The sequence below is a fragment of the Bacteroides muris (ex Fokt et al. 2023) genome (assembly GCF_024704895.1).
GTDB classification, from domain to species: Bacteria; Bacteroidota; Bacteroidia; order Bacteroidales; family Bacteroidaceae; genus Bacteroides; species Bacteroides muris.
In genome coordinates this window covers 33,587-56,080 of sequence record NZ_JAMZEE010000017.1, presented here as the reverse complement: position 1 = coordinate 56,080, position 22,494 = coordinate 33,587, and the positions used below count along the sequence as shown (strand labels likewise).

Here is a 22,494-nt window from a genome sequence, read left to right as displayed (position 1 = left end):
ATTCTATCAGCAGCGTTTTCCTATTTCAATGACAAACAATTTCGGCTATTTGTTCGGAGTCTCCCACTTCTTGGTATCCGTACAAACCACGTTCACTGTCTGGTCGCCTGCCTGGATGCGGAAATCACCTTTTTCCAGAATCCACTTGCCGTCATAACCTACGAAAGCAAGGTCGGAGCCTTTCAGTTTCAGCGTCACGGTCTTTGTCTCGCCCGGTTTCAGTTCCACTTTTTCGAAAGCACGAAGACGGCGGGTATCGGGAGTAAGGGAGGCAACGAGGTCGCTGCTGAAGAGCAGAACGCTTTCCTTGCCGACACGGTTACCGGTATTCTTCACATCAACGGTGAACGTAAGCACATCATCGGCAGCAAAGCTTGACTTATCCACCTTGAGGTTGCTGTATGCAAAAGTGGTATAGCTCAAACCGTAACCGAACGCCCACTGTACAGACACCTGCGCATCGTAGTTATAAGCGCCTTCCATCTGCTTGCCGATGTGTTCGCACGGTTTGTAGTCGTACGTAATCAGCGAGTTGATTTCCTTCGGATAAGTGAAAGGCATCTTTCCGCTGAAGTTGGCGTCGCCGGCAAGAAGGTTTGCCAAAGCATCGCCACCGTAGTTTCCCGGAAGCATGGTGTTGACAACAGCCTTTGCCAAAGGCTCGATGTCGGCTATCAGGCGAGGACGGCCCTCGTTCAGCACCAGAATGACGGGCTTGCCGGTCTTGGCAAGAGCCTTCACCAAGTCAATCTGGTTCTGGGAGAGGAAGAGGTTCGTCAGGTTACCCGGAGTTTCGCAGTAGGAGTTCTCACCGATGCAGGCCACGATGCAGTCGGCAGCGGCAGCGGCAGCTACGGCTTTCTCTATCTCCGGAGCATTCTCTTCCCACCAGTTGCCACCTTGCTTATAGGTAACACCGGCTTCGTAGATGATATTATCCGCACCGAATTTATGGGTGAAAGCCTCGAGGATAGTGTTATATTGACCTGCATGCTCGTCGGCCTTGTCGCCCTGCCAAGAATAGGACCATCCGCCATTGAGGCAACGCATGGAGTTGGCATTCGGACCAGTAACCAGCAGTTTCTTGCCTTTTGCCAACGGCAATATGCCGTCTGTATTCTTCAGAAGCACCAAGGACTCTTCGGCAGCCCGGAGTGCGGCGGCGGCATGTTCCTCGCTGCCGAACAACGGAAAGTCCTTCAAGTCATAGTAGGGCTTTTCAAACAGATTGAGGCGGTACTTCAGGCGCAATACGCGACGCACGGCATCGTCTATACGGCTCATGGGGACTTCACCTTCTTCTACCAGCTGCTTGAGGAGCGGGCAGAACTTCCAGTCGTACGGGTCCATGGACATGTCGATACCGGCATTGATGGCGAGCTTGATGGCTTCCTTCTTGTCTTTGGCAATGTGGTCGCGCTTCCAGAGGTTGTCTATGTCCGCCCAGTCGGTCACAATCATACCGTCCCAATTGAGGTCTTCCTTCAGCCACTTGGTCAGGAGTTCGTAGTTGGCATGGAAAGGCAGGCCGTTGTTCATGGCTGAGTTCACCATCACAGAAAGGGCACCAGCTTTCACCATCTCCAGATAAGGAGCGAAATGCTTCTCGCGCATATCCTGCCCGGTGATGGAGGACGGTGTACGGTCCTTGCCGGAAACAGGAACGCCATAACCCATATAATGCTTCATACAAGCGGCCACGTTGTCCGTGCCAATCAGGTTGGGATTCGCGCCCTGAAAGCCGATAACGGCTTCGCGCCCCATTTCGGCATTTACGTAGCAGTCCTCACCGTAGTTTTCCCACATACGCGGCCAGCGCGGATTGCGTCCGAGGTCGGTCACCGGAGCATACGTCCAAGGGATGCTTCCCGCCTTTGTCTCGTAAGCAGAGATGCGTGCGCCCTCACGCGTCAGTTCGCGATTGAAAGTAGCTCCCATATTGACACCCTGCGGGAAGAAAGTACCGCCCAGCGTATAGGTAGTCCCGTGTATCTGGTCCACGCCGTACACACAAGGAATGCCCATCACTTCCATGGACTTTTCCTGAATGCGTTTGATGATTTCCTGCCACTTCTCTCTGGTTTGCGCCACGCCGTTGGGAACATTCAGGATGGAGCCGACTTTGTATTTTCCGATGACAGAGTCGAGCATCGCCTCGTCCAATTGGAAGCCTTTGGCATTCTCAATGCTCTGGATGCGCATATAGAGCTTCATCATCACGTCCTGCGAAGGCATCTCCTTGCCCAGCTTGAATTCCTTTTCAAGCTTGTATCTCTTGACGATTTTCTGCAGGTCCTTTACCGTAATGTTCTTCGGGTCGAGACCGGCAAAGGGATTGACGCGTTTCTGCAGGAGGTCGATGGTGAGTTCGCACATCTGGCCGACCTTCTCGTCAAGCGTCATCTTCTTCAGCAAAGTCTCAATCTGCTGTTCCATTTTCTCGTCTCTTGGAATGGCAGGCGCAACAGTGGTCTGCGCCGTAGCGGTAAGTACTAACCCCGATAGGGCTAAAGATAAGATTAACTTTTTGTTCATGGTTGTGATATTGGTTTATAATAGTTGCACTTCCTGTTTGTGCAGGGTACAAAGATAAGAACATCCTGCCATACCAAAGGATACAACAGGATGTTTTTTAGGGTATGATTTGTTATCTTTTCAGACAATCCTACTCTCATCTCTTCAAGAGACTCATCGGTTCCTGGAGTTTCAGGATGTCGTTCGTCTTCTGCGTTGCGGAAGCCACTTCGGCATCCAGCACAGCCTTGATGTCGCGTGAGGAAGCTCCGACGAGGAACTTGTAGTTTCCGGGAGCTACCACCCATGCCGATGCAGCCTCATCATAAGAAGCCAGGTCGGCGGCATTCACCGTCAGCGTCACCATAGTAGCTTCGCCCGGCTTCAGCTCCTTGGTCTTGGCAAAGCCTTTCAGTTCCTTTTCGGGTTTGTTGGCAGCAACAGCATCGGGAGCAGATACATAAAGCTGAACTACTTCCTTGCCTGCTACCTTACCGGTGTTCTTCACTTCTACAGATACGGTATAGACTCCGTTGTCAGCCTTGACAGCAGCCTTGTCGTAAGCAAAAGTGGTATAGGAAAGCCCGTAACCGAAAGGATAGGAAACCTGCTTGCCGAAGGTGTCGAAGTAGCGGTAACCTACGTATATGTCCTCTTCGTAATCGGTATAGTCCACGTTCTTCACGTCGTTCTTCTTCTCGCCCTTGTTCACGAGGTCGGTGCTTACGCGCATGTCTATCGGGAAGTTGGCGGAAGAAGCGGCATCTTCAAACTTCACCGGGAAGGTCATTGTCAGCTTGCCCGAAGGAGAAGCCTTGCCACTCAGCACGTCGGCCACACTGTTTCCTCCCTCCTGGCCTGCCTGCCATGCACAAAGGATGGCATCGGGAACAGATTTCCAGGAAGCGGTTTCAATCACCCCGCCGATGTTGAGCACCACCACTACCTTCTTTCCGGCAGCATGGAAAGCACCGGACACGGCTTTCAGCATGTCCAGCTCCTCTTTGGTGAGGTTGAAGTCTGCTACCATACGGTCGAGGAATTCACCGGAGGTACGTCCCAGCGTTACCAGTGCCACATCGGCCTTAGCAGCCTGCTCGCGGATGACCTGTGCAGACACGACCATCTCAGCGGGACGTTCATCGGGCATGAACCATTCTTTCTTGACTTTGGAGAGACGTTCTTTCTCAGCTTTCAGGTAAGCCTCGTAACTGTCCTTCAGTGCTTCGTCCACCACGTAGCCGGCATTCTTCAAGCCGTCCAGCAGCGAAACGGTATAAGCGCGGTTCACATTGCCCGAACCTGTACCGCCGGCAATGAAGTCGTAGGAAGTACAACCGAAGAGTGCCACGTTCTTCACATCAGCTGGCAGCGGCAGCGCACCGTTATCGTTCTTCAGCAATACCATACCTTCCGTCGCCGACTGGCGAGTAACGGCGGCATGTGCTTTCAAGTCGGGCTTGTTGGAGTATTCATATCCCTTGAAACGGGGAGTCTGGAGAATCATTTCCAGGATGCGCTTCACGTTCTGATTGAGGATGGCTTCGTCCAGCGCTCCATCCTGCACACCCTTCACGATGGCTTCGTACTGCTTGGGCAAACCGGGCTGCAACATGTCGTTGCCTGCCACCATCTGTGCCACGGCATCCTTGCCGCCAAACCAGTCGGTCATCACCATGCCCTTGAAGCCCCATTCGTCGCGCAACATCGTTGTCTGCAACTCCTTGTTTTCCGAAGTGTAGACACCGTTCAGGTAGTTGTACGAGGACATCACGGTCCAAGGAGCGGATTCCTTCACGGCAATCTCGAATCCTTTCAGGTAGATTTCGCGCAAGGCACGTGGAGATACATGCGCATCCGTAGCCATACGGTTGGTTTCCTGGTTGTTCACGGCAAAGTGCTTGATGCTGGTACCCACGCCGTTGCTTTGCACACCACGTACGTAGGCGGCGGCAATCTTACCCGAAACCACCGGGTCTTCGGAATAATACTCGAAGTTACGTCCGCAAAGCGGGTTACGGTGAATGTTCAGTGCCGGAGCCAACAGCACGTCCGCACCGTATTCCAGCACTTCGTTACCGATGGACTGACCTACACTTTCCACCAATTCCTGGTCCCAGGTAGAGGCTAGCAAAGTTCCGATAGGGAAATGAGTACAATAGTACGTAGCCGAATCCCCCTCACGGGTGGGGTCGATGCGCAGTCCGGCGGGACCATCAGCCAGCACCACGGCGGGGATGCCGAGGCGCTCAATCGGGTATGTGGTTCCTGCCGCGCCCGGCACCAGCTTTTTCGTTGCACCGATAACAGCACTGTCACCCGAGAAGCCTGCCATACCGGTACCTACTACCAGATGCGCTTTTTCTTCCAAGGTCATGGCGCCAATCACCTCATCCAAAGACGACTTTCCAAGCTGCGGCACACTCGGTCCGCAAGCCGACAAGACAGCCATTGCTGCTGCCATGGATATGATATTCTTCTTCATAACTTATTTAAATATCTTCGGTGCGAATTCTGTCAGATAGATACGCCAGTTCTTCCAGATATGACCTTCTCCAGTTTCATAATATTCATACTTGTAACCCTTTTCGTCCAGCATCTTGCGGTAGTCGTTGTTGGCTTGGAACAAGAAGTCCTTGTCACCGATGGCGATGTAATAGAGTGCCGGCTTCTTGGCAAACTGCGTCTTCAGCTTGGCTTCAAGATTGTCATAAATCGGAGACTTCACATCCTTGTTGGGCATGATAGCAGCGGAGAACAGACCTACGTAGTCGAACATGTCCGGGTATTGTTTGGAGATGTGCATGGAGTGGTAACCGCCCATAGAGAGACCGGCAATGGCACGTCCCTTCTTTGTAGCCTGTGTGCGGTAAGTCTTGTCGATGAATTTCACTACGTCGGGGAAAGCTGTCTCGAAAGAACCTTCCATCGTCTTGGGCAGATTCATGCTGGGAGCGGCAAAACCCAGTGAAGATTCACCCGGAGCTGCTTCCAATGCAGCATTGCCGTTGGTCATTACCACAATCATCGGTTTAGCCTTGCCTTGTGCGATGAGGTTGTCCAGAATCTGTGCCGTACGTCCCAGTTCGCTCCATGCGTTCTCGTCGCCACCCATACCGTGAAGCAGATAGAAGACAGGGTAGCGCTTGCCGCTTGTCTCATATCCAGCAGGCGTATAAACAGTCAAACGACGGTCCATGCCCAGCGTGGGGCTGTTGTACCATACCTTAGATACTGTTCCATGAGGAACCTTATTCACCTTGTAGAGGTCGATGCGCTCGTCACCGCCGATGATGAACACATTCGTCACGCTTGCCACGTCGCGAATCATATAAACATTGGAGGGATCGTTGATTTTCAGACCATCTACCAGGAAAGTGTAGCTGTAGAGTTCCGGTTTCAGTGGTTCGGGAGTAGTGAATTCCCATACACCGTCCTTGTTCTCTTTCAAATCGGCCACGCCCGGCCCGTCGAACTCGCCGAAGGGAGTCTTGATTTTCTGCGTGGGCAGGAAGTCACCGGTCACCTGCACCTTCACGGCTTTCGGTGCTTTCAGGCGAAAGGTTACTGTATTGTTGTCGTGTATCTCAGGTGATACCACGGGGGCACCTCCCCAGAGAGCTTGCTGCGCGAAAGTCATCGCACACATCAGCAACAGAGCTGATAAAATAGAAATTCTTTTCATAATGGGTTTATTATTTTGTTATTAAACAGATTGTCTATAATCCTGCACTTCGGATTGGCAAAGTGCAGGGTGAATCAATCGGCACGAGGTCACTTGAACAACTTCGGCACGAACTCCGTCAGATAGATGCGCCAGTTCCTCCAGATATGTCCCTCGCCCGTTTCCAGATACTCATACTTACAGCCATTGTCATCGAGCAGTTTGCGGAAGTCCGTCACCCCCTTGAAGACAAAATCACGGTTACCGCAAGCGATGAAATAGAGTGCCGGAGTCTTGGCAAACTGTATCTTCAGTTTATCCTCGAAGTCGGTATAGACCGGACAAGTAGATTTATCGTTCCTGGAAGCAGTACCCGAGAACAAGCCCACATAGTCGAACATATCCGGATAGTACTTCGAGATGCTGCAAGAGTGGAAGCCACCCATCGAAAGTCCTGCAATGGCACGGTGCTTCTTGTTCGGCAATGTGCGGAAGTTCTTCTCCACGAATTTCACGATTTCCGGGAAAGAAAGTTCGAAGCCTCCTTCCGGAGCGGAAGCACGTTCCTTCGGACTCATGGAAGGGATAGTGAAACCTTTGGGCGATTCACCGGGAGCGGCATCCTGCCAGGCATTGCCGTTGGTCATCACTACAATCATCGGTTCGGCCTTGCCCTGCGCTATCAGGTTATCCAGGATTTGTGAAGTACGGCCCAAGGCAATCCATGCCTCTTCGTCACCTCCGGCGCCATGCAGCAGGTAGAAGACGGGATAACGCTTCTTGCCGTTCTCGTAGCCGGCGGGTGTATAAACCGTCAGGCGGCGGTCCATGCCCAGCGTGGGACTATTGTACCACATACGTCTCACTGTTCCGTGAGGCACTTTGTTCACCTTGTAGAGGTCGGCACGGTCACCGCCAATGATGAATACATTCGTCACGGTTGCCACGTCGCGAATCATATAGACGTTGCCGGGGTCCATTATTTTCAGGCCATCCACATAAAATGAATAGCCGTACAGTTCGGGGTTCAACGGTTCGGCAGTGGTATATTCCCACACACCGTCCTTGCCCTCCTTCATATCGACGATACCCGGAGCGTCATACTCGCCCCTCGGTGTCTGGATGGTGTGCGGCGGCAGGAAGTCACCCGTCAACTGCACCTTCACGGCTTTCGGTGCCTTCAAGCGGAAAGTGACCGTATTGTCATCATGAATTTCCGGCGAAACTACCGGAGCACCGCCCCACAAGGCTTGCTGCGCAAAAGTCATTGCACACATCAGCAACAGGGCAAATAAAACTGTAAATTTCTTCATAATCATTTTAATTGTTTAAGGAGCTGGAAGACGTTGAAGGGAATTATCACCCTTCGGGATTAAGAGCCAAAGCCGACAGCCCGGTTATGAATAAACCTTTTTCAATGATAACTTCTCAATAACAACCCATCATTATCGAAACTATCGGCTTCTCACTCCTATATAAATCTTATCTCTCAAAGCACCGGCTCACAAAAGGCAAACACATATACAATGCCGAATGCCAGTATTCACTGGTGTGCCCTCCGTCGCGCACGCGGAACTGGCAAGGAATGCCGGCATTGCGCATCGCCTGGAAGAACTCGATGTTACGGTCGAGCAGGAAATCATCGTCACCGCAATCCACAAACCACTGCACGGTGCGCAGAGCAGCTTTACGGGCCTCATCAGCCTCCAGCACATACTTGATGCAACTATGCTCCTGCACCGAACGGGTCAGCACAGCCATCTTGTTTGTGGGGTCGGGGTCTTTTCCCGCCACCTCACCACTGACGGGGATGTTCATCAAGGCACTCATGGCGTATGCCGCACAATAGAGGTCGGGATAGCGCTGCGCGTAGCTCGTGGTTCCGCCTCCACCCATCGAAAGGCCCGCAACGGCACGATGCTGACGGTCGCCCACCACACGGTAGGTCTTCTCGATATAGGGCATGAACTCCTTGTAGAAGAAATCCTCGTAAGCCCATCCCGGCATGTTGAAGTAACCGTTCCAGCACGTGGCCGGATTGCCTCCGGCGTTGGGGCTGACGATAATCATCTCGCACGCCTCGCCCGATGCCGTCAACTGGTCCATCACGTCCTTCACACGCTGGTCCGTAAACCAGCTGGTATTCACCCCCGACATGCCGTGCAGCAGGTAGAGAATGGGATACTTCCTGTCTGCCTCCTTGTCATAGCTCTGAGGCAGATAGATGGTATAGGCGCGGTGCGTCTTCAGCACCGTGCTGTAGATGCTGTCGGTCACGACCTTGCTTTGTGGTCCCCATGCAGGATTCTGTGCATTTGCCATCCACAACGAGCAGACGGCAAAAAGAGAAAGTATCAATCTTTTCATGGCATAGATTTTAAAAATGTACTACAAAATAAGTGCTTTCCATTCTAAAACGGATTGATATATATCAGTTTTTTCAGGTGATGTATATGCACACCTCATCTCTTCACCATGGGATGCACAGCCACCGGCACTTGTGCCCGCATGGCATCGTGCACTTTCTGCTTGCGTGCCTTTGCCACCTTCTGCACCGTGGTGCAACGCACGTCGGCCGAAGAGGCGGCAGCCATCCATTGATATTCACCCTTGGCCAACTCCCAAGAGCTGCTTTTCTCGTTGAAGGAGGCCATGTCCATCACGTTCCACTCCAATGTCAGGGTCTGGCTCTCGCCGGGTTTCAGCAGGCGGGTCTTGCCGAAGGCTTTCAGTTCCTTGGCGGGCTTGTCCATGCCGCCCTCGGGAGCCTTGACATAGAGCTGCACGGCTTCACGGCCTGCCACCTTGCCGGTGTTCTTCACGCTCACTTTCATGCGGCAGCGGTCACCGTCGATGGCAGCCTCTTCCACCGCATATTCAAAGGTGGTATAGCTCAGTCCGTGGCCGAAGGGGTAAGACACCTCTTTACCGAAGGTATCGAAGTAACGGTAACCCACGTAGATGCCCTCCTCGTAGAGGGTGAAATCGACGTTGCGTTCTGGCTCTTTCGGCTTCTCCTCTTTCTTGTCGGACTTGAAGTTCATGCCGGTACCCATGGCGAACGACGGCATCTTGAACTCATAGTCGAAGGGAAAATTGGCATCCGACGGCGCGTCGCCATACTTCACGGCAAACGTCATGGGCAGCTTGCCGCTGGGGTTCACCTTACCCGTCAACACGTCGGCAATGCAGTTGCCCACTTCCTGCCCGGGCTGGAAAGCGCATACCAAGGCATCTGCCAGTTCTTTCCATGAAGCGGTCTCCACGGGGCTGCAGATGTTGAGAACCACCACCAGCTTCTTGCCTGCGGCACGATAGGCGGCAGACACTTGCTTTATCAGAGCCAGTTCGTTCTCCTTCAAGAGGAAATCTTCCACACGGCGGTCGCAGCCTTCACCACTGACACGTCCCAGCGTAAGCACGGCGATGTCGTTGGCTTTCACTTGCGCGGCCAGTTCCTCGGCAGTGGGCAGGAACTCTTCGGCACGGGGCAGCGGAGTGAACGCGAAAGGAGGACGACCGTGGGGGAAGAGGCGTTTCTGCTCGTCGGCCATGTGCTTCTTGTAGCGGTTCAGCAAATCCTTATCTACCGTATAGCCCGCATTGCGCAAGCCTTCTACCATAGAGACCGTATAATATCCGAAGCCCGTACTGCCGAATCCCATACCGGCAGGAACCATGTCGTAAGAAGTAGTGCCGTAAAGGGCTACCTTCCTGATGCCGGCAGCCATAGGCAGCGCATTCTTGTTATCCAGCAGCACGATGCCCTCGGCACCTACCCGGCGGTCCACTTGCGCGTGGGCTTTGAGGTCGGTCTCGTTGGGATAATTGTAACCGGCAAAGGTGTGGCTCTTCACCACAAACTCCAGCACACGCTTCACGCTGAGGTTGAGGAGCGCCTCATCCAGCGTGCCGTTCTTCACGGCTTCCAGAATGGCGTTGTACTGGCGTTCCTGCCCCGGCTGCAACATGTCATTACCTGCCGCGATGGAAGTCACGGCATCTTTTCCGGCATTCCAGTCGGACATCACCAGTCCCTTGAATCCCCATTCATTGCGGAGGATATCTTCGGTCAGTTCGCGGTCTTCGCAGGTGTATTTGCCGTTCACCTTGTTGTAGGCGGTCATCACGCTCCAGGGCTGAGCCTCCTTGACGGCTATCTCGAAGCATTTCAGATAAAGCTCGCGCAAGGGGCGCTGCGTCAGTCGGGAGTCGTTGTTGTTGCGGTTGGTTTCCTGGTTGTTCACGGCGAAGTGCTTCAGGCAGGTGCCGGTACCTTCGCTCTGGATGCCGTTGATGTAGGCAGCGGCTATCTTGCCCACCAGCACGGGGTCTTCGGCATAATACTCGTGGTTTCGTCCGCAGAGGGCGTTACGCATCAGGTTGACACCGGGGGCGAGGAGCACGTCCATACCGTAGTCTTTCACTTCGGTACCCAGAGCCCGGCCTACATGGTAAGCAGCATCAGGATCGAACGTAGCTGCCACCGTGGTGCTCGAGGGGAATTCGGTGGCGTGATAGGTGCGGCTGTCGAACTCTCGTTTGGAAGCCATCGCCAGGCGGTGCGGTCCGTCGGCAAGGAAAGCCGATGGGATGCCCAGGCGTGGAATGTCGTAGGTACGTCCGGCGGTACCGGGGAACTTGGAGTCACTGCCCATCGACATGCCGCAACCGATGACGAGGTGCACTTTCTCTTCAAGGGTCAGGGCGCTGACCACTTCGTCGATGTTGTCGGCACGCAGCACGGGCGAACCGGTGGTGGGCACCGGCTGTGCATTCACAGCCAGCGCCACGCAAAAGGTGAAAAGGGGAGTTAAGAATCTTTTCATGTTTTATTAGGATTACCAACCTGTATTTTGCTTGATATTGGGATTCACATTCAATTCTGCATGAGGAATAGGCAACAGCATGTGTTTGTCTTGGAAACCATACACAGAGTTCTTTACGTTTTCCGGTTCCAGTCTGAATTCAAATACCGGATTCTTGTCTGCATCCACAACCGGTTCGCCATCAGCACCAATTTTGACAAAGTAGCCATAGGCTGGAATGGCCTTGCCTTGTTCACCTAACACAGCTTTTGCATCCCCCCAACGAACCAAATCCTGGAATCGGACACTCTCCAAACAGAGTTCCAGACGTTTCTCCTTCTTCACATCATCCAATGTCACGGAAGAAAGTGGGGCAAGCTTGGCACGAGTACGGATTTCATTAATATACTTCACAGCCTTGTCGGCAGAGCCACCACCCATTACATGAGCCTCAGCGGCCATGAGTAATACTTCGGCATAACGCATCACACGCAGGTTAGTATATTGAAGACTTTGGAACCAACTTTGGTCGATAATGTTGTCTGAGCCCAAAAGACGGGTTTTCCAAAAGAAATAACCTTCGTTACCAACTAAATAAAGACCCGGATTGATAGCCATTTCCACTTCATTCATTTGTTCGTAAGTACGCATCGTACTTTTCAGACGATAACCGTCCACGCCTTCTCTTTCAACAAAAGCGTCATACAATGACTTAGTAGGATTGAAAAATCCATAAGTACCCATTGCAATGCCTTCTTCAAACAATGCCTTGGGGCCGTATGACATGTGACTTGTACGCCAGCCCAACATGATATAGAATTGAACGAACTGATTCCAAGCTTGTTCGCTGTTTTTGCGACGTTGCACTTCAAGCATAGATTCACTACAATTGTTAGTCACAGCATGTCCCAACATGTCAAAGCTGCCTTGATATAACTCATATTTCTTAGAATCAATGACTTCGTCCAAAACAGTAGCAGCATCAGAATATTTACCTTGGAAAAGATAAGCTTTGCCAAGATAAGCTTTAGCAGTTTCAAGCGTAACACGTGAAGTAGCATCCGCATCGTCCACATTAGCTTTGGAAGGCAAAGCCCCTGAAGAAATAGCCTCTTCAAGATTCTGTTCCACAAAAGCCCACAAAGCTTCAGGCGTGCTGTTGCTTACATGATATTCAGACGGAGCCAATAAGTGATCCACCAAAGGCGCATTCCCCCACAAAGTCACCAACTCAAAATAAGCCCATGCACGATAGAATTTTGCCTCAGCTACGGCACGTCTCATGACCGATGAATCTCCTGTGACATTCTCTATAATCAGATTGGCTTTATAAACCACAGCATAAAGCCCGGAATACAAACCAGAAATCAAACCGTTATCCGTAAAGAACGTAAATTCATTCAACTGCTCCATCATAGCATTATCACCACGAGAGCCACCGCCCGTATAGGCATCGTCAGAAAGACAGTTTTTTACATAAAACCAGTTAGAATACATATCACGCCAAGAGATAAGCATAGAAGCCACGGCAGCCTCAGCTTCCTCGTCAGTTTGGTAGTAATTTTCAGGACCTCCCAAACTACCATGCTTTTCAATATTCAAGCGATCTTCACAACCGGCACATACCAAAGTGAACAAGGCTGCAAAAAGTACATATATATAATGTGTTGCTTTCATTGTTTTATACATTAAATTTAAAAGTTAGAATTCTATATTGAAGCCAAGCACCACTTTCTTGGAAGCAGGATAACCGCCCATATCAATACCCATGCCTGTAGTAGCGTTAGCTGAAGATTCTGGGTCGAAACCGGGATATTTAGTGAAAGTGATAAAATCATCGAGTGAACAATAAAGGCGCATGTTATTGATAAACACTTTCTTCAACAATGATTTCGGCAAAGTATAACCCAACTGAATCTGCTTGATACGGAAGAAAGAAGCATCATAAACCATGGCATCCGACTGAATGTATTGGTCTATATTGTTGGCATTTGCCAAAGGCTTCGTACCGGTTGGATTGTTGGCAGACCAATGATTATCATACCAAACCTCTTTCAGGCGGTTACTTGTCTTATAATCGGGACGATAGTAACAATGAAAAATATCGTTACCTTGTGAACCAGTACCGAATATTGTCAGGTCAAGTCCCTTGTAAGCTGCCGTCAAGGTTATACCATACGTGAAGTCAGGAATAGCATCGCCAATGTAAGTCAAGTCACCTTCGTTGAGGCCGCCACTGTTATCAAGGTCTTTGAAAGTAGGATTGCCTTGCTCGTCCAAACCATTGAACTGATAGCCACGGAAATAGTACACCGGATATCCCTTCTCAAAGAAACTGAGCTGGTAAGTATGGAAAGAAGCTCCATTCAGACGAGGTTGCGAAGGGTCAAGATAAGTTACTTCATTCTTCAACGTAGCCAGGTTAGCACGAATGCTGTAGCTGAAATCCTTGATATTATCGCGCCAGCCCAGTTCAAATTCCCAACCTTTATTGCTTACGTTACCGGCATTCATCGGAGAAGTCTTTCCACCGATACTGAGAGAAGGTTTTGTATCTAAAACCAACAAATCTTTCGTCTTCTTTTCATAATAGTCCACACTGAAGGTCAAGCGGTCACGCAAAAAGCGAGCATCCAAACCAAAGTCAATCTGTTCGGAAGTTTCCCACTTCAATTCATCGTTACCCAATGAAGCAGGATTTACTCCGGTAGTAAAGCCATTGCCGCCAGTCAACGGATAAATGCCGCTGGAAGCCATATCCGTGCTATAGGCATAACCGCTCAATGCGGAAAGGCTACCGTTCTGTCCCCAGCTGGCACGCAACTTCAAGCTATTGACACTTTCCTTTACAGGCTCAAAGAACTTTTCTTCTGAAACCGTCCATCCCAAAGAGACTGCGGGGAAGTAACCCCAACGGTTCGTAACAGGCAATTGCGACATATCGGCTGCATCGGCACGCAAGGAGAATTGCGCCATGTAGCGACCCATGTAGTCATAGCTTGCACGACCGAAGTAAGACATTTTGGCAGAACGGGTCTTTTCACCATTCAGACCTTTGACTGCTGAGGAAGCAGCGTAATTCAGATAAAAGAATAACGGATTGTTCTGAAGTACGGCATGTTCACCATCCGGATCGAGAGATCCCTTTACATAGTCGTAAGAAGATTCCTGGAACGACATACCCAACATGGCATTGATGGTATGACCGTTGAATGACTTCACATAATTGGCAAAGTTTTCCCACTGATAGTAAATGCTTGTAGCAGACTGACTATTGATACTTACATAGTCACGTCTTTGGGTCGAATTGCCATAGAAAGGCAGGCTTGTGTTGGCAGAGCGAGTGCCTCCCAAACGATAACCGAAACGAGAAGTAAAGGTAAAGCCTTTGATAGGTGTGAAATCCGCATAGATAGAACCATTGACATTGAATCCGCTGTTACGGCCGATGGTATTCTTACGCATCACAGTAGGATGGTAGTTTTCACCTTCATAGAAAAGAGAAGAGGCATAATAATTGCCGTTCTCGTCCTGCAACAATGTGCTGCCCTGATTCAAAGCGTTCTGCATGTGGGCAGGCAATTTATCGGGTGCGTAAGTATCAGGAGTCAAGGGATCCATCATCAGAACGGATTGCAGGAAGCTACCATACGCATTCTGCGTAGATACGCCACGGGTGTTATACTTCTCAATCTGGTTTGTCGTACCTACCTTCAACCAAGGCTTTATGTTGTATTCGGCATTAATGGTAGCCGTCATACGTTGGTAAACATCGTCTTTCCCTTTTACAATACCGTCATTGTCCAGATAAGTCAGCGACAAATAATAATTGCCCTGCTCGCCACCTCCGGCAAAAGCCAAGTTATGCTTCATCATCAATGAATTTTCAAAGGCAATATCCAGCCAGTCCGTACTGGTCTTTCCATCCCAATTGGCTTTTATGAAATTGGGGTCGAAAGCACTGCTTTCCGACATGTAATCAACGTATTCTTCTGCATTAAGCAACTTGGGCATACGGGCAATGGATTGCGTGGAAAGCTGGAAGTCATACGTAATTTTTCCTTGTCCGGCTTTACCTTTCTTTGTTGATATAAGGATAACACCGTTACCGGCCTCAGCACCATAGATAGCAGCGGAAGCAGCATCTTTCAGCACTTCCATACTGGCAATGTCATTGGGGTCGATACCGGCAATGCTGCTCATGCGTACGCCATCCACCACATAAAGCGGACTGGAAGCCGCATTGGACGAATAACCGCGCACACGTACCGTAGGTGAGGAACCCGGAGCGGCAGAAGTCGTAATCAACTGCACACCGGCTGTCTTACCCTGCAAGGCTTGTGAAGCATCACTGATAGTACGGTTTTGCATGTCTTCGGCCTTCACCTGCGAAATGGCACCCGTCACAGAGCTTTTCTTCTGCACACCGTAACCTACTACCACCACTTCGTCCAGCGTCTCGCTGTCTTCTTTCAAGACAATGTTCATCACACCGGCAACGGCTTGTTTCTCTTGGGTTATGTAGCCGATGTAAGAGAAAATAATTGTCGCTCCCTGATTTACATTCAATGTATAATTACCGTCAATATCGGTAATACAACCGTTGGTAGTACCTTTCTCTACGATACTTACACCAATCATCGGTTCATTCAGGTTGTCAGTCACCTTACCGGTCACTTTCACGGTCTGGGCTTGTGCCAGAGAGAAAGGAAGGCAGATTAAGAGAAAGAGTGCCATAGCGGCAAGTCTCTTTCGGGCTGCTTGATTCATGATTCGTTTCATTTTAGTTAGTTTAAAATTAGACTTATAGTTACATTATTGGTTACAAGTCGATGGTTATTAATAGGGTTGACACCAACCGTATCTCATTGTATATGGATAACCGTAATTGACTACTATTGTATAAGGAGGATGATGTACGTTTTCTAAATCATAACCTGGGTTTGTTGGTGAGGTAGCACTATTTATCTCATAAACCTGAGTTTGATATATTTCAGTTTCTTTACCTTCGCAAGGCAACGTCACCCCTCGTCAGCGGGGCAACGCACCCCCTCGTCAGGTTATCCCAAAGGATATTCGTTCTGGTCGCCGTCCTCACCGGAGCCACCGTTTCCGCTTCCGCTGCCAGGCACCTAAATGTTTTTGCCATAATATTGAGTTGTTTTAATGTCAGTCCGATGAATGGGGAAACCGTTCACCGGACCGGCTCTATTATTTAAAGCCAACAATTCGGTTCTGCGTCGGAAAGCCTCAGAATCCCCGTGTAGGGAACGCCCGTACCACCTCCAGCAATTCCTTGTCGTGGTGGTGCTTCACCTCGCAACGGTTGTTGAAGAACATCGTGGCTCCTCCCTCTTCGGTATAGGCATCCCACTGAGGCAGGCCTTCTGCGTTGGGATTGCCCGTGCGGGCGAAGTTCAGCCAGGCACTGCTCATCTTCTCGGCCAGGGCCTGCGCTTCGGCGCCGCCGCCCGTCATGGAGGCGTGGACCACGGCATTGTTGAAGGCGAAAGGTATCTCCATGCAGTGCGTGCTGCGGAACATGCCGTCGAGCACCGGAGATTCCCAGGCGAACATGTACATATAGACCGGAGCACCCTGCTGCGCAGCTTTCAGTCTGGCTTGCTCCACCGCACCGGGACGGAATACGAAATCCACATCTACCAAATCCTTGGGCCGGTAGTTGGGGTAAGCCTTCGCGAAAGCAGCCAAAAAGTCGTCCGTGCGGTCACCGTAGCGTTGTTTCAGGAATTCCACGGCTTTTTCTTTGGTGATGGTGCGGAAAGCGGGCACGTAGGTGCTCATGGTGAACTCGTGCAAGGTAGTCCCTATCATCACGGGCACGTACTTGCTCTGTGCAGGCGCCTGCGGGTCGAAGGGCTGTGCGGGCAGCACGTCTCCGTCCACGGTGGGCGCCCATCCGAAGATGAAGGTGGATATGCCGTCCTCTTTCTCGGCCTCGGCCTTCACCTTGGCAACGGCTTTCTCACCGGCGGCAAGCAGCCGTTCGTAAGGCATCTTCTGCAACTCGTCTATCTGCGAGGCTTTCAGTCCCAGCTCGTCCATCACGGCTGCACCGATGCGACGGGAGTACTTGGCATTCATCGTGCGCAGCATGGAACCGCTCTGAACGATAGCCTTGTGGTAGAGCCCTTTGGCAGACGGAGTGGCAAGCAATGTAGATACCTTTCCGCCACCGCCCGACTGTCCGAAAATCGTTACGTTTTGTGCGTCACCGCCAAACGCGGCTATATTCTTGTTTACCCATTGAAGTGCTGCCACGAGGTCGAGCAGGCCGGCATTGCCGGATTTGGCGTATTTGTCGCCGTAGGCGGAAAGGTCGAGGAAGCCGAGGACGTTGAGACGGTGGTTGAGCGTGACTACCACCACATCACCTTTCTTGGCAAGGTTGAAACCGTCGTAGGAGGGAAGTTCCTGCCCGCTGCCTGCCGCATAGCCGCCGCCGTGTAGCCACACCATGACAGGACGCTTCTTGCCATCGTTCAGGCCCGGAGTCCAGATATTGACCCGCAGGCAGTCTTCACCGGGATAGCCGTCGTCCCAGTGGAAGGCGAAGGCATGCTCGTCGGCACCCCAGCCGGCACGCTTCCCCTGCGGACAGGTGGGACCGAACATGCGGCTACTGCGCACGCCTTCCCATTTGTCGGCAGGCTGGGGCGGCATGAAGCGCTCTGCTTTGGCGTAGGGAATACCTTTATATATATAGATACCGTCTTGCAGGAATCCTCCCACTTTGCCCGACTCTGTTTCGGTGATGGCTGTCTCGGAAGAGGCGATGATTTCGCCCGGAGCTTGTTGCGCGTCGGCGGTCTTCACGCCCGCTGTCTGTCCGCAAGAGGAGAGAATCAGCAGGAAGGCCAACGCAAGCATAGATAAAGGTTGCTTTTTCATGGTTGTATACCGTTTTTTTAAGTTGATAATTTGTCTTTGACTTGCTTTTAGTGAACAAGTTGACAAGGCTACAAGAAGGGATAAACAGCCCTCGGCCTATATTTTGCTTTTTAAAGCGATTACAAGGAAAAGCCTTGTTCACTTGTAGCCTTGTTAACTCGTTCACTTTTTCCGGTTGCAATATTACGCCGATTGCACCGGAAGGGCTGGCCGACATGTAAAAAGGATTTGCCCGGAAGTTTAAAAGCGCTTGCCCATACGTTCAAATGTTTGTTCTTTTGTTCAAAACATGCTGTAAAGCAACTTATATTCATTTTTTTATCCTTATTTTCGCACATCATTCAAAATCCCTTAATATGACCTTGTCTAACCGGAAAATCCTCCGCACACTGTTCCGCCTGTCGGCGGGCATGCTGTTGTCTGCCCTGTGCCTGCTGGCATGCGATGCCAAAGAACCCATATCCGAAAACCGGGATGCCGAGATTGAAAGCCCCGTCATAGCCAACGACCTCTCCAACCAGAAAGTCACCGCCATGGCCGAAGACGCACAAGGCCATATATGGATAGGCACGTTCCGCGGGCTGAACAGATACAACGTGCACGACTACCACCAGTACTTCTGCACCGACGACTCGCTGGGACTGCCCGACAACCAGATTACGCACCTGCTACGCGACTCGAAGAACCGCTTCTGGGTGGGCACCGTGAACGGCGTGTGTCTATATACCGACAAGGACAACTTCCGCATCATCCCCGTCGAGGCCGACAACAAGAACATACGGCAAATCCTGGAAGACCGCAACGGGCGCATCTTCCTGAACACCGGTTTCCAGCTCTACGCCTACCACCCCGAAACGGAAAAAATTATCTGCGTACTGCCTGACATCAGCTCCGGACATACCTTCTACGCCCAGTGCCACATCGCCCCCGACAACAACCTCTGGGTGATGACTGCCGTCAGCCTCTACTGCTACGACCTCTCCACCCTGCAACTGAAAGAGACGGTCGCCCTCAGCGGATATCCCTACTATTCTTATCTGCACAATAACGAGTTGTGGATAACCGGCAACCGCACCCTCAATATCTTCGACACCCGCACGCGCAGCTTCAAACCGCTACCGACGCCCATCGCCCAGAACACCACGCTGTGCAACGCCGACATCGACTACATACACCCCTACGGCAACAACGGCCTGCTGCTGAACACCGCCAGGCATGGTATGTTCTACTACAACCCGGGCACCGGCAGCGTGACCCGCCAAGACGAGAACGGATTTCCCTTTGAGATGCCCCGCTTCCGAATCAGCCGGATGTTCACCGACTCGCAACAGAACCTGTGGATAGGCTCCGTAGACCAAGGATACACCGTGTGCTACCACTACAAGGAGCGGTTCAACAACGACAACTACCTGCGCTCCGAACTGAACAACAAATCCGTGGTGTCGCTAAGCGCCGGCAAAGACAACAAACTGTGGATTTCCACCCTGATGGACGGCATCTACGTGTATGACACGAAGAGCAGCGAAATCAGGCACATCGACCCCGAAACGTTTTGCGAGCAAGAGAAACAGAAAGCCATCTACGCGAACCAGCTGATGGTGGACAGCGACAACAACCTGTGGATGGCCATCACCAACAATGAAGTGCTAAAGGCACGCTACACGCCCGACGGGCAACTGAAGATAGAAGAACGGCACCGGATTTTCCTGCCCATGTCCATCACCCAGTCGCCCGACGGAACCATCTGGATAGGCACCGCCACGGTCAACGTCTATGCCCTGCGCCCCGGCAAGAAGGAATTCGAGGCGATGAAGCTCTTCGAAGGATTCACCTTCGTGCCCGGCGTGGCGATGATGGACAACCGCCGGCTGATGGTGACGGGCTTCTACCAACCCATCAAGCAGATTGACATCGAAAACCTGGAAACGGGCACGGTGGACATCACGGAGGAGGACTGGAAAGCCTGCATCCGCCGCTCCGTATTCGTCCCCACGGCCTTGTACAAAGACACATACGGCATTCTCTGGATAGGCACCGTAAGCAACGGCCTGATGTGCTACCATCCCGAAACGGGCCGGATGACACCCATGCCCGGCACCTCCTGCCTCGACATATCGGGCATCGAGGAAGACCGGCAAGGCAACCTTTGGATAAGCACCCAATACGGACTGAGCAAATATGACCGGACAGCCGGACGCTTCACCAACTATTACACCGCCGACGGCATAGGCGGAAACCAGTTCTACGACCGCGCCTCGTGCCGTCTGCCCGACGGAACGCTCGTCTTCGGCGGCACGCACGGCCTTACGTTCTTCAACCCCATCGACGTACCCATAAAGCGCAACATCCCGCTGCTGTTCAGCGACCTGAAGATACACAACAAGCTGATACGCCCGCAATTGCACGGAGAAACCATCGGCAAGCACCTCTCCTACTGCCCCGACATACACCTGAAGCACGACCAGAACAGTTTCAGTATCTCTTTCTCCGCCTTGAACTACAGCGAGTACGGACGGGTGCACTACCAATACCATCTGGAGGGCTTCGACAACTACTGGATAGACGCCCGCAACAACCACGAGGCCTACTACGCCAACCTGCCCGCAGGCGAGTATGTGTTCCACGTGAAAATCACCAACAACGACAAAAGCATCGTGGAGGCCGAGAACTCCATCCGCATCAAGGTCTATCCCGCCCCCTGGCGCACATGGTGGGCCTACTGCATCTACTTCTTGTCGGCAACCACCCTCGCCCTACTCTTCCTGCGTGCCCTTTTGCGCGTCAGGGCGGAAAAAGGAGCCGCGCGGCGTGCACGACAAGAAAAAGAGCAGGAACAACGGGTGAACCGAATGAACATGAGTTTCTTCGCCAACATCTCACACGAATTCCGTACTCCCCTCACCATGATTTCCGGACCGGTAACGCAACTCTGCAACAGCTCCCGGATAGAAGGCGAGGACAAAAACCTGCTCCTCATCGTACAGCGCAGCGTAAGCCGCATGCTAAGGCTCGTCAACCAGATGATGGACTTCAACAAACTGGAGAACGACACCCTGCGCCTGCAAGTAAGACGCACCGACGTCATCGCCTGCCTGCAACGGCAAGTGAGCGTCTTTCAAGTAAATGCCGGTGACAAATGCATCGACCTGAGCACCCATGGGCTGGAAGACACCTTCCTGATGTGGCTGGACGAGGACAAGGTGGAGAAAATCTTCAACAACCTGATGTCCAATGCCCTGAAGTTCACTCCCCAAGGCGGGAAAATCAACGTCAGCTTCGACGTGATAAGCCGTGACGATGCCTCGCAATCCTTCAGCCTGCCGCCAGAGGAGCGGGCCACGCAATACATCAAAGTATCCGTAGCCAATACGGGACAGAACATCCCTGAAAACAAGATAGAAAAAATCTTCGAACGCTATTACCAGATAGGAAACCAGGCAGAAGGAACCTACAACTGGGGAACCGGCATCGGTCTGTACTACGCACGCAGTCTGGCCGTACTTCATCACGGACAACTGAAGGCCCGGCAACCCGACGAAGGAAGCGGCGCCGTATTCACCTTCATACTGCCCGTCAACGACGCAGTGTATGCCGAGGACGAACGGACTACCGAACAGAGCAACCAGTCGGAAGCCTTCCCGCTCGCCTCCGCCTCGCAGCTTGCCGGAGACAAGGCCGGCACCGACGAAAAGCAATTCACCGTACTGGTGGTGGACGACGATACCGAAGTGGCCCACTACCTGCGCATGCTCCTCTCCTCCCACTATAAGGTGATATGCCGCTTCAATGCCGACGACGCACTGAAGGCCATGCGCGAGGAGGCTCCCGACCTGATCATCAGCGATGTGGTAATGCCGGGAAAGGACGGTTACCAACTCTGCCGGGAAATAAAGGAAGACCTGCAGCTTTGCCACCTGCCGGTGATTCTGGTAACGGCCAAAGCCACGATGGAAAACCAGGTGGAAGGACTGAATACCGGAGCTGACGCCTACGTGACGAAACCCTTCGACCCTACCTATCTGCTGGCACTCGTCAAGTCATTGCTCAGGAACCGTGAAAAAGCACGCAGCATGCTTGGCAGAGCCACCCAGACGGACAAGATAGAAGAAAACATCCTCTCCCCGCAAGACAACGTCTTCATGACCGAACTCTACCATCTGATGGAGAGCGAGCTTTCCAACCCCGAACTGGACATTGCCCGCATGACCGAGCTGCTGAGAATATCACGTACCAAGTTCTACTACAAAGTAAAAGGACTGACCGGCGAGAATCCCAGCACCTTCTTCAAGACCTACAAGCTGAACCGTGCCGCCGAACTGATAACGGAAGGAAAATACACCGTCTCGGAAATTGCGGACATGACGGGGTTCAGCACGCTGTCCCACTTCTCGAAGAGCTTCAAGAAACAGTTCGGAGCAAGTCCGAGCGAATACGGCAAATAAAAGGACGGGCTACTTAGCCTGCTGCATGAGGGTTATGCCTTTCAGGGGTGAAGGTATAACCTTCATTCTTTTATCAACCGCTCTTTCTATGCACGAGATGCACATCTCAAACAGCACGAGATGCACATCTCAATACACATAAGATGCACATCTC

General features: G+C 51.9%; 10 protein-coding genes. 1 reads left to right on the top strand and 9 read right to left on the bottom strand.

Annotated features, from left to right (window positions below):
* Positions 1-45: 45 nt before the first annotated feature.
* The 9 genes from M1B78_RS08905 to M1B78_RS08865 all read right to left on the bottom strand — a co-directional run bounded on the left by M1B78_RS08905 (position 46) and on the right by M1B78_RS08865 (position 17,898).
* The gene (locus M1B78_RS08905) at positions 46-2,535 is read right to left on the bottom strand and encodes a glycoside hydrolase family 3 N-terminal domain-containing protein (protein ID WP_257940464.1); all 2,490 of its coding nucleotides are present in this window, start codon (positions 2,533-2,535) and stop codon (positions 46-48) included.
* A 136-nt stretch (positions 2,536-2,671) separates the two neighbouring features.
* Positions 2,672-4,999: a glycoside hydrolase family 3 C-terminal domain-containing protein gene (locus M1B78_RS08900; protein ID WP_257940463.1), complete on the bottom strand. Its 2,328-nt coding sequence runs from the start codon at positions 4,997-4,999 to the stop codon at positions 2,672-2,674.
* 3 nt (positions 5,000-5,002) lie between these two features.
* Positions 5,003-6,199, bottom strand: a complete 1,197-nt coding sequence (locus M1B78_RS08895) for an esterase (protein WP_257940462.1) — start codon at positions 6,197-6,199, stop codon at positions 5,003-5,005.
* 89 nt (positions 6,200-6,288) lie between these two features.
* The gene (locus M1B78_RS08890) at positions 6,289-7,491 is read right to left on the bottom strand and encodes an esterase (protein WP_257940461.1); all 1,203 of its coding nucleotides are present in this window, start codon (positions 7,489-7,491) and stop codon (positions 6,289-6,291) included.
* Between the two features lie 169 nt (positions 7,492-7,660).
* Positions 7,661-8,545, bottom strand: coding sequence for an alpha/beta hydrolase (locus M1B78_RS08885; protein ID WP_257940460.1), 885 nt, complete (start codon positions 8,543-8,545; stop codon positions 7,661-7,663).
* A gap of 95 nt (positions 8,546-8,640) precedes the next feature.
* The gene (locus tag M1B78_RS08880) at positions 8,641-11,007 is read right to left on the bottom strand and encodes a glycoside hydrolase family 3 C-terminal domain-containing protein (RefSeq protein WP_117866455.1); all 2,367 of its coding nucleotides are present in this window, start codon (positions 11,005-11,007) and stop codon (positions 8,641-8,643) included.
* Between the two features lie 12 nt (positions 11,008-11,019).
* The gene (locus tag M1B78_RS08875; RefSeq protein ID WP_257940459.1) at positions 11,020-12,663 is read right to left on the bottom strand and encodes a RagB/SusD family nutrient uptake outer membrane protein; all 1,644 of its coding nucleotides are present in this window, start codon (positions 12,661-12,663) and stop codon (positions 11,020-11,022) included.
* A 24-nt stretch (positions 12,664-12,687) separates the two neighbouring features.
* The gene (locus M1B78_RS08870) at positions 12,688-15,768 is read right to left on the bottom strand and encodes a SusC/RagA family TonB-linked outer membrane protein (protein ID WP_257940458.1); all 3,081 of its coding nucleotides are present in this window, start codon (positions 15,766-15,768) and stop codon (positions 12,688-12,690) included.
* Between the two features lie 468 nt (positions 15,769-16,236).
* Complete coding sequence (locus M1B78_RS08865) at positions 16,237-17,898, bottom strand: carboxylesterase/lipase family protein (protein ID WP_257940457.1); 1,662 nt, start codon at positions 17,896-17,898, stop codon at positions 16,237-16,239.
* Between the two features lie 356 nt (positions 17,899-18,254).
* Here M1B78_RS08865 and M1B78_RS08860 point away from each other — a divergent pair, with 356 nt between their 5' ends.
* On the top strand, positions 18,255-22,340 hold the full coding sequence (locus M1B78_RS08860; protein ID WP_257940456.1) for a hybrid sensor histidine kinase/response regulator transcription factor: 4,086 nt from the start codon (positions 18,255-18,257) through the stop codon (positions 22,338-22,340).
* Positions 22,341-22,494 lie beyond the last annotated feature (154 nt).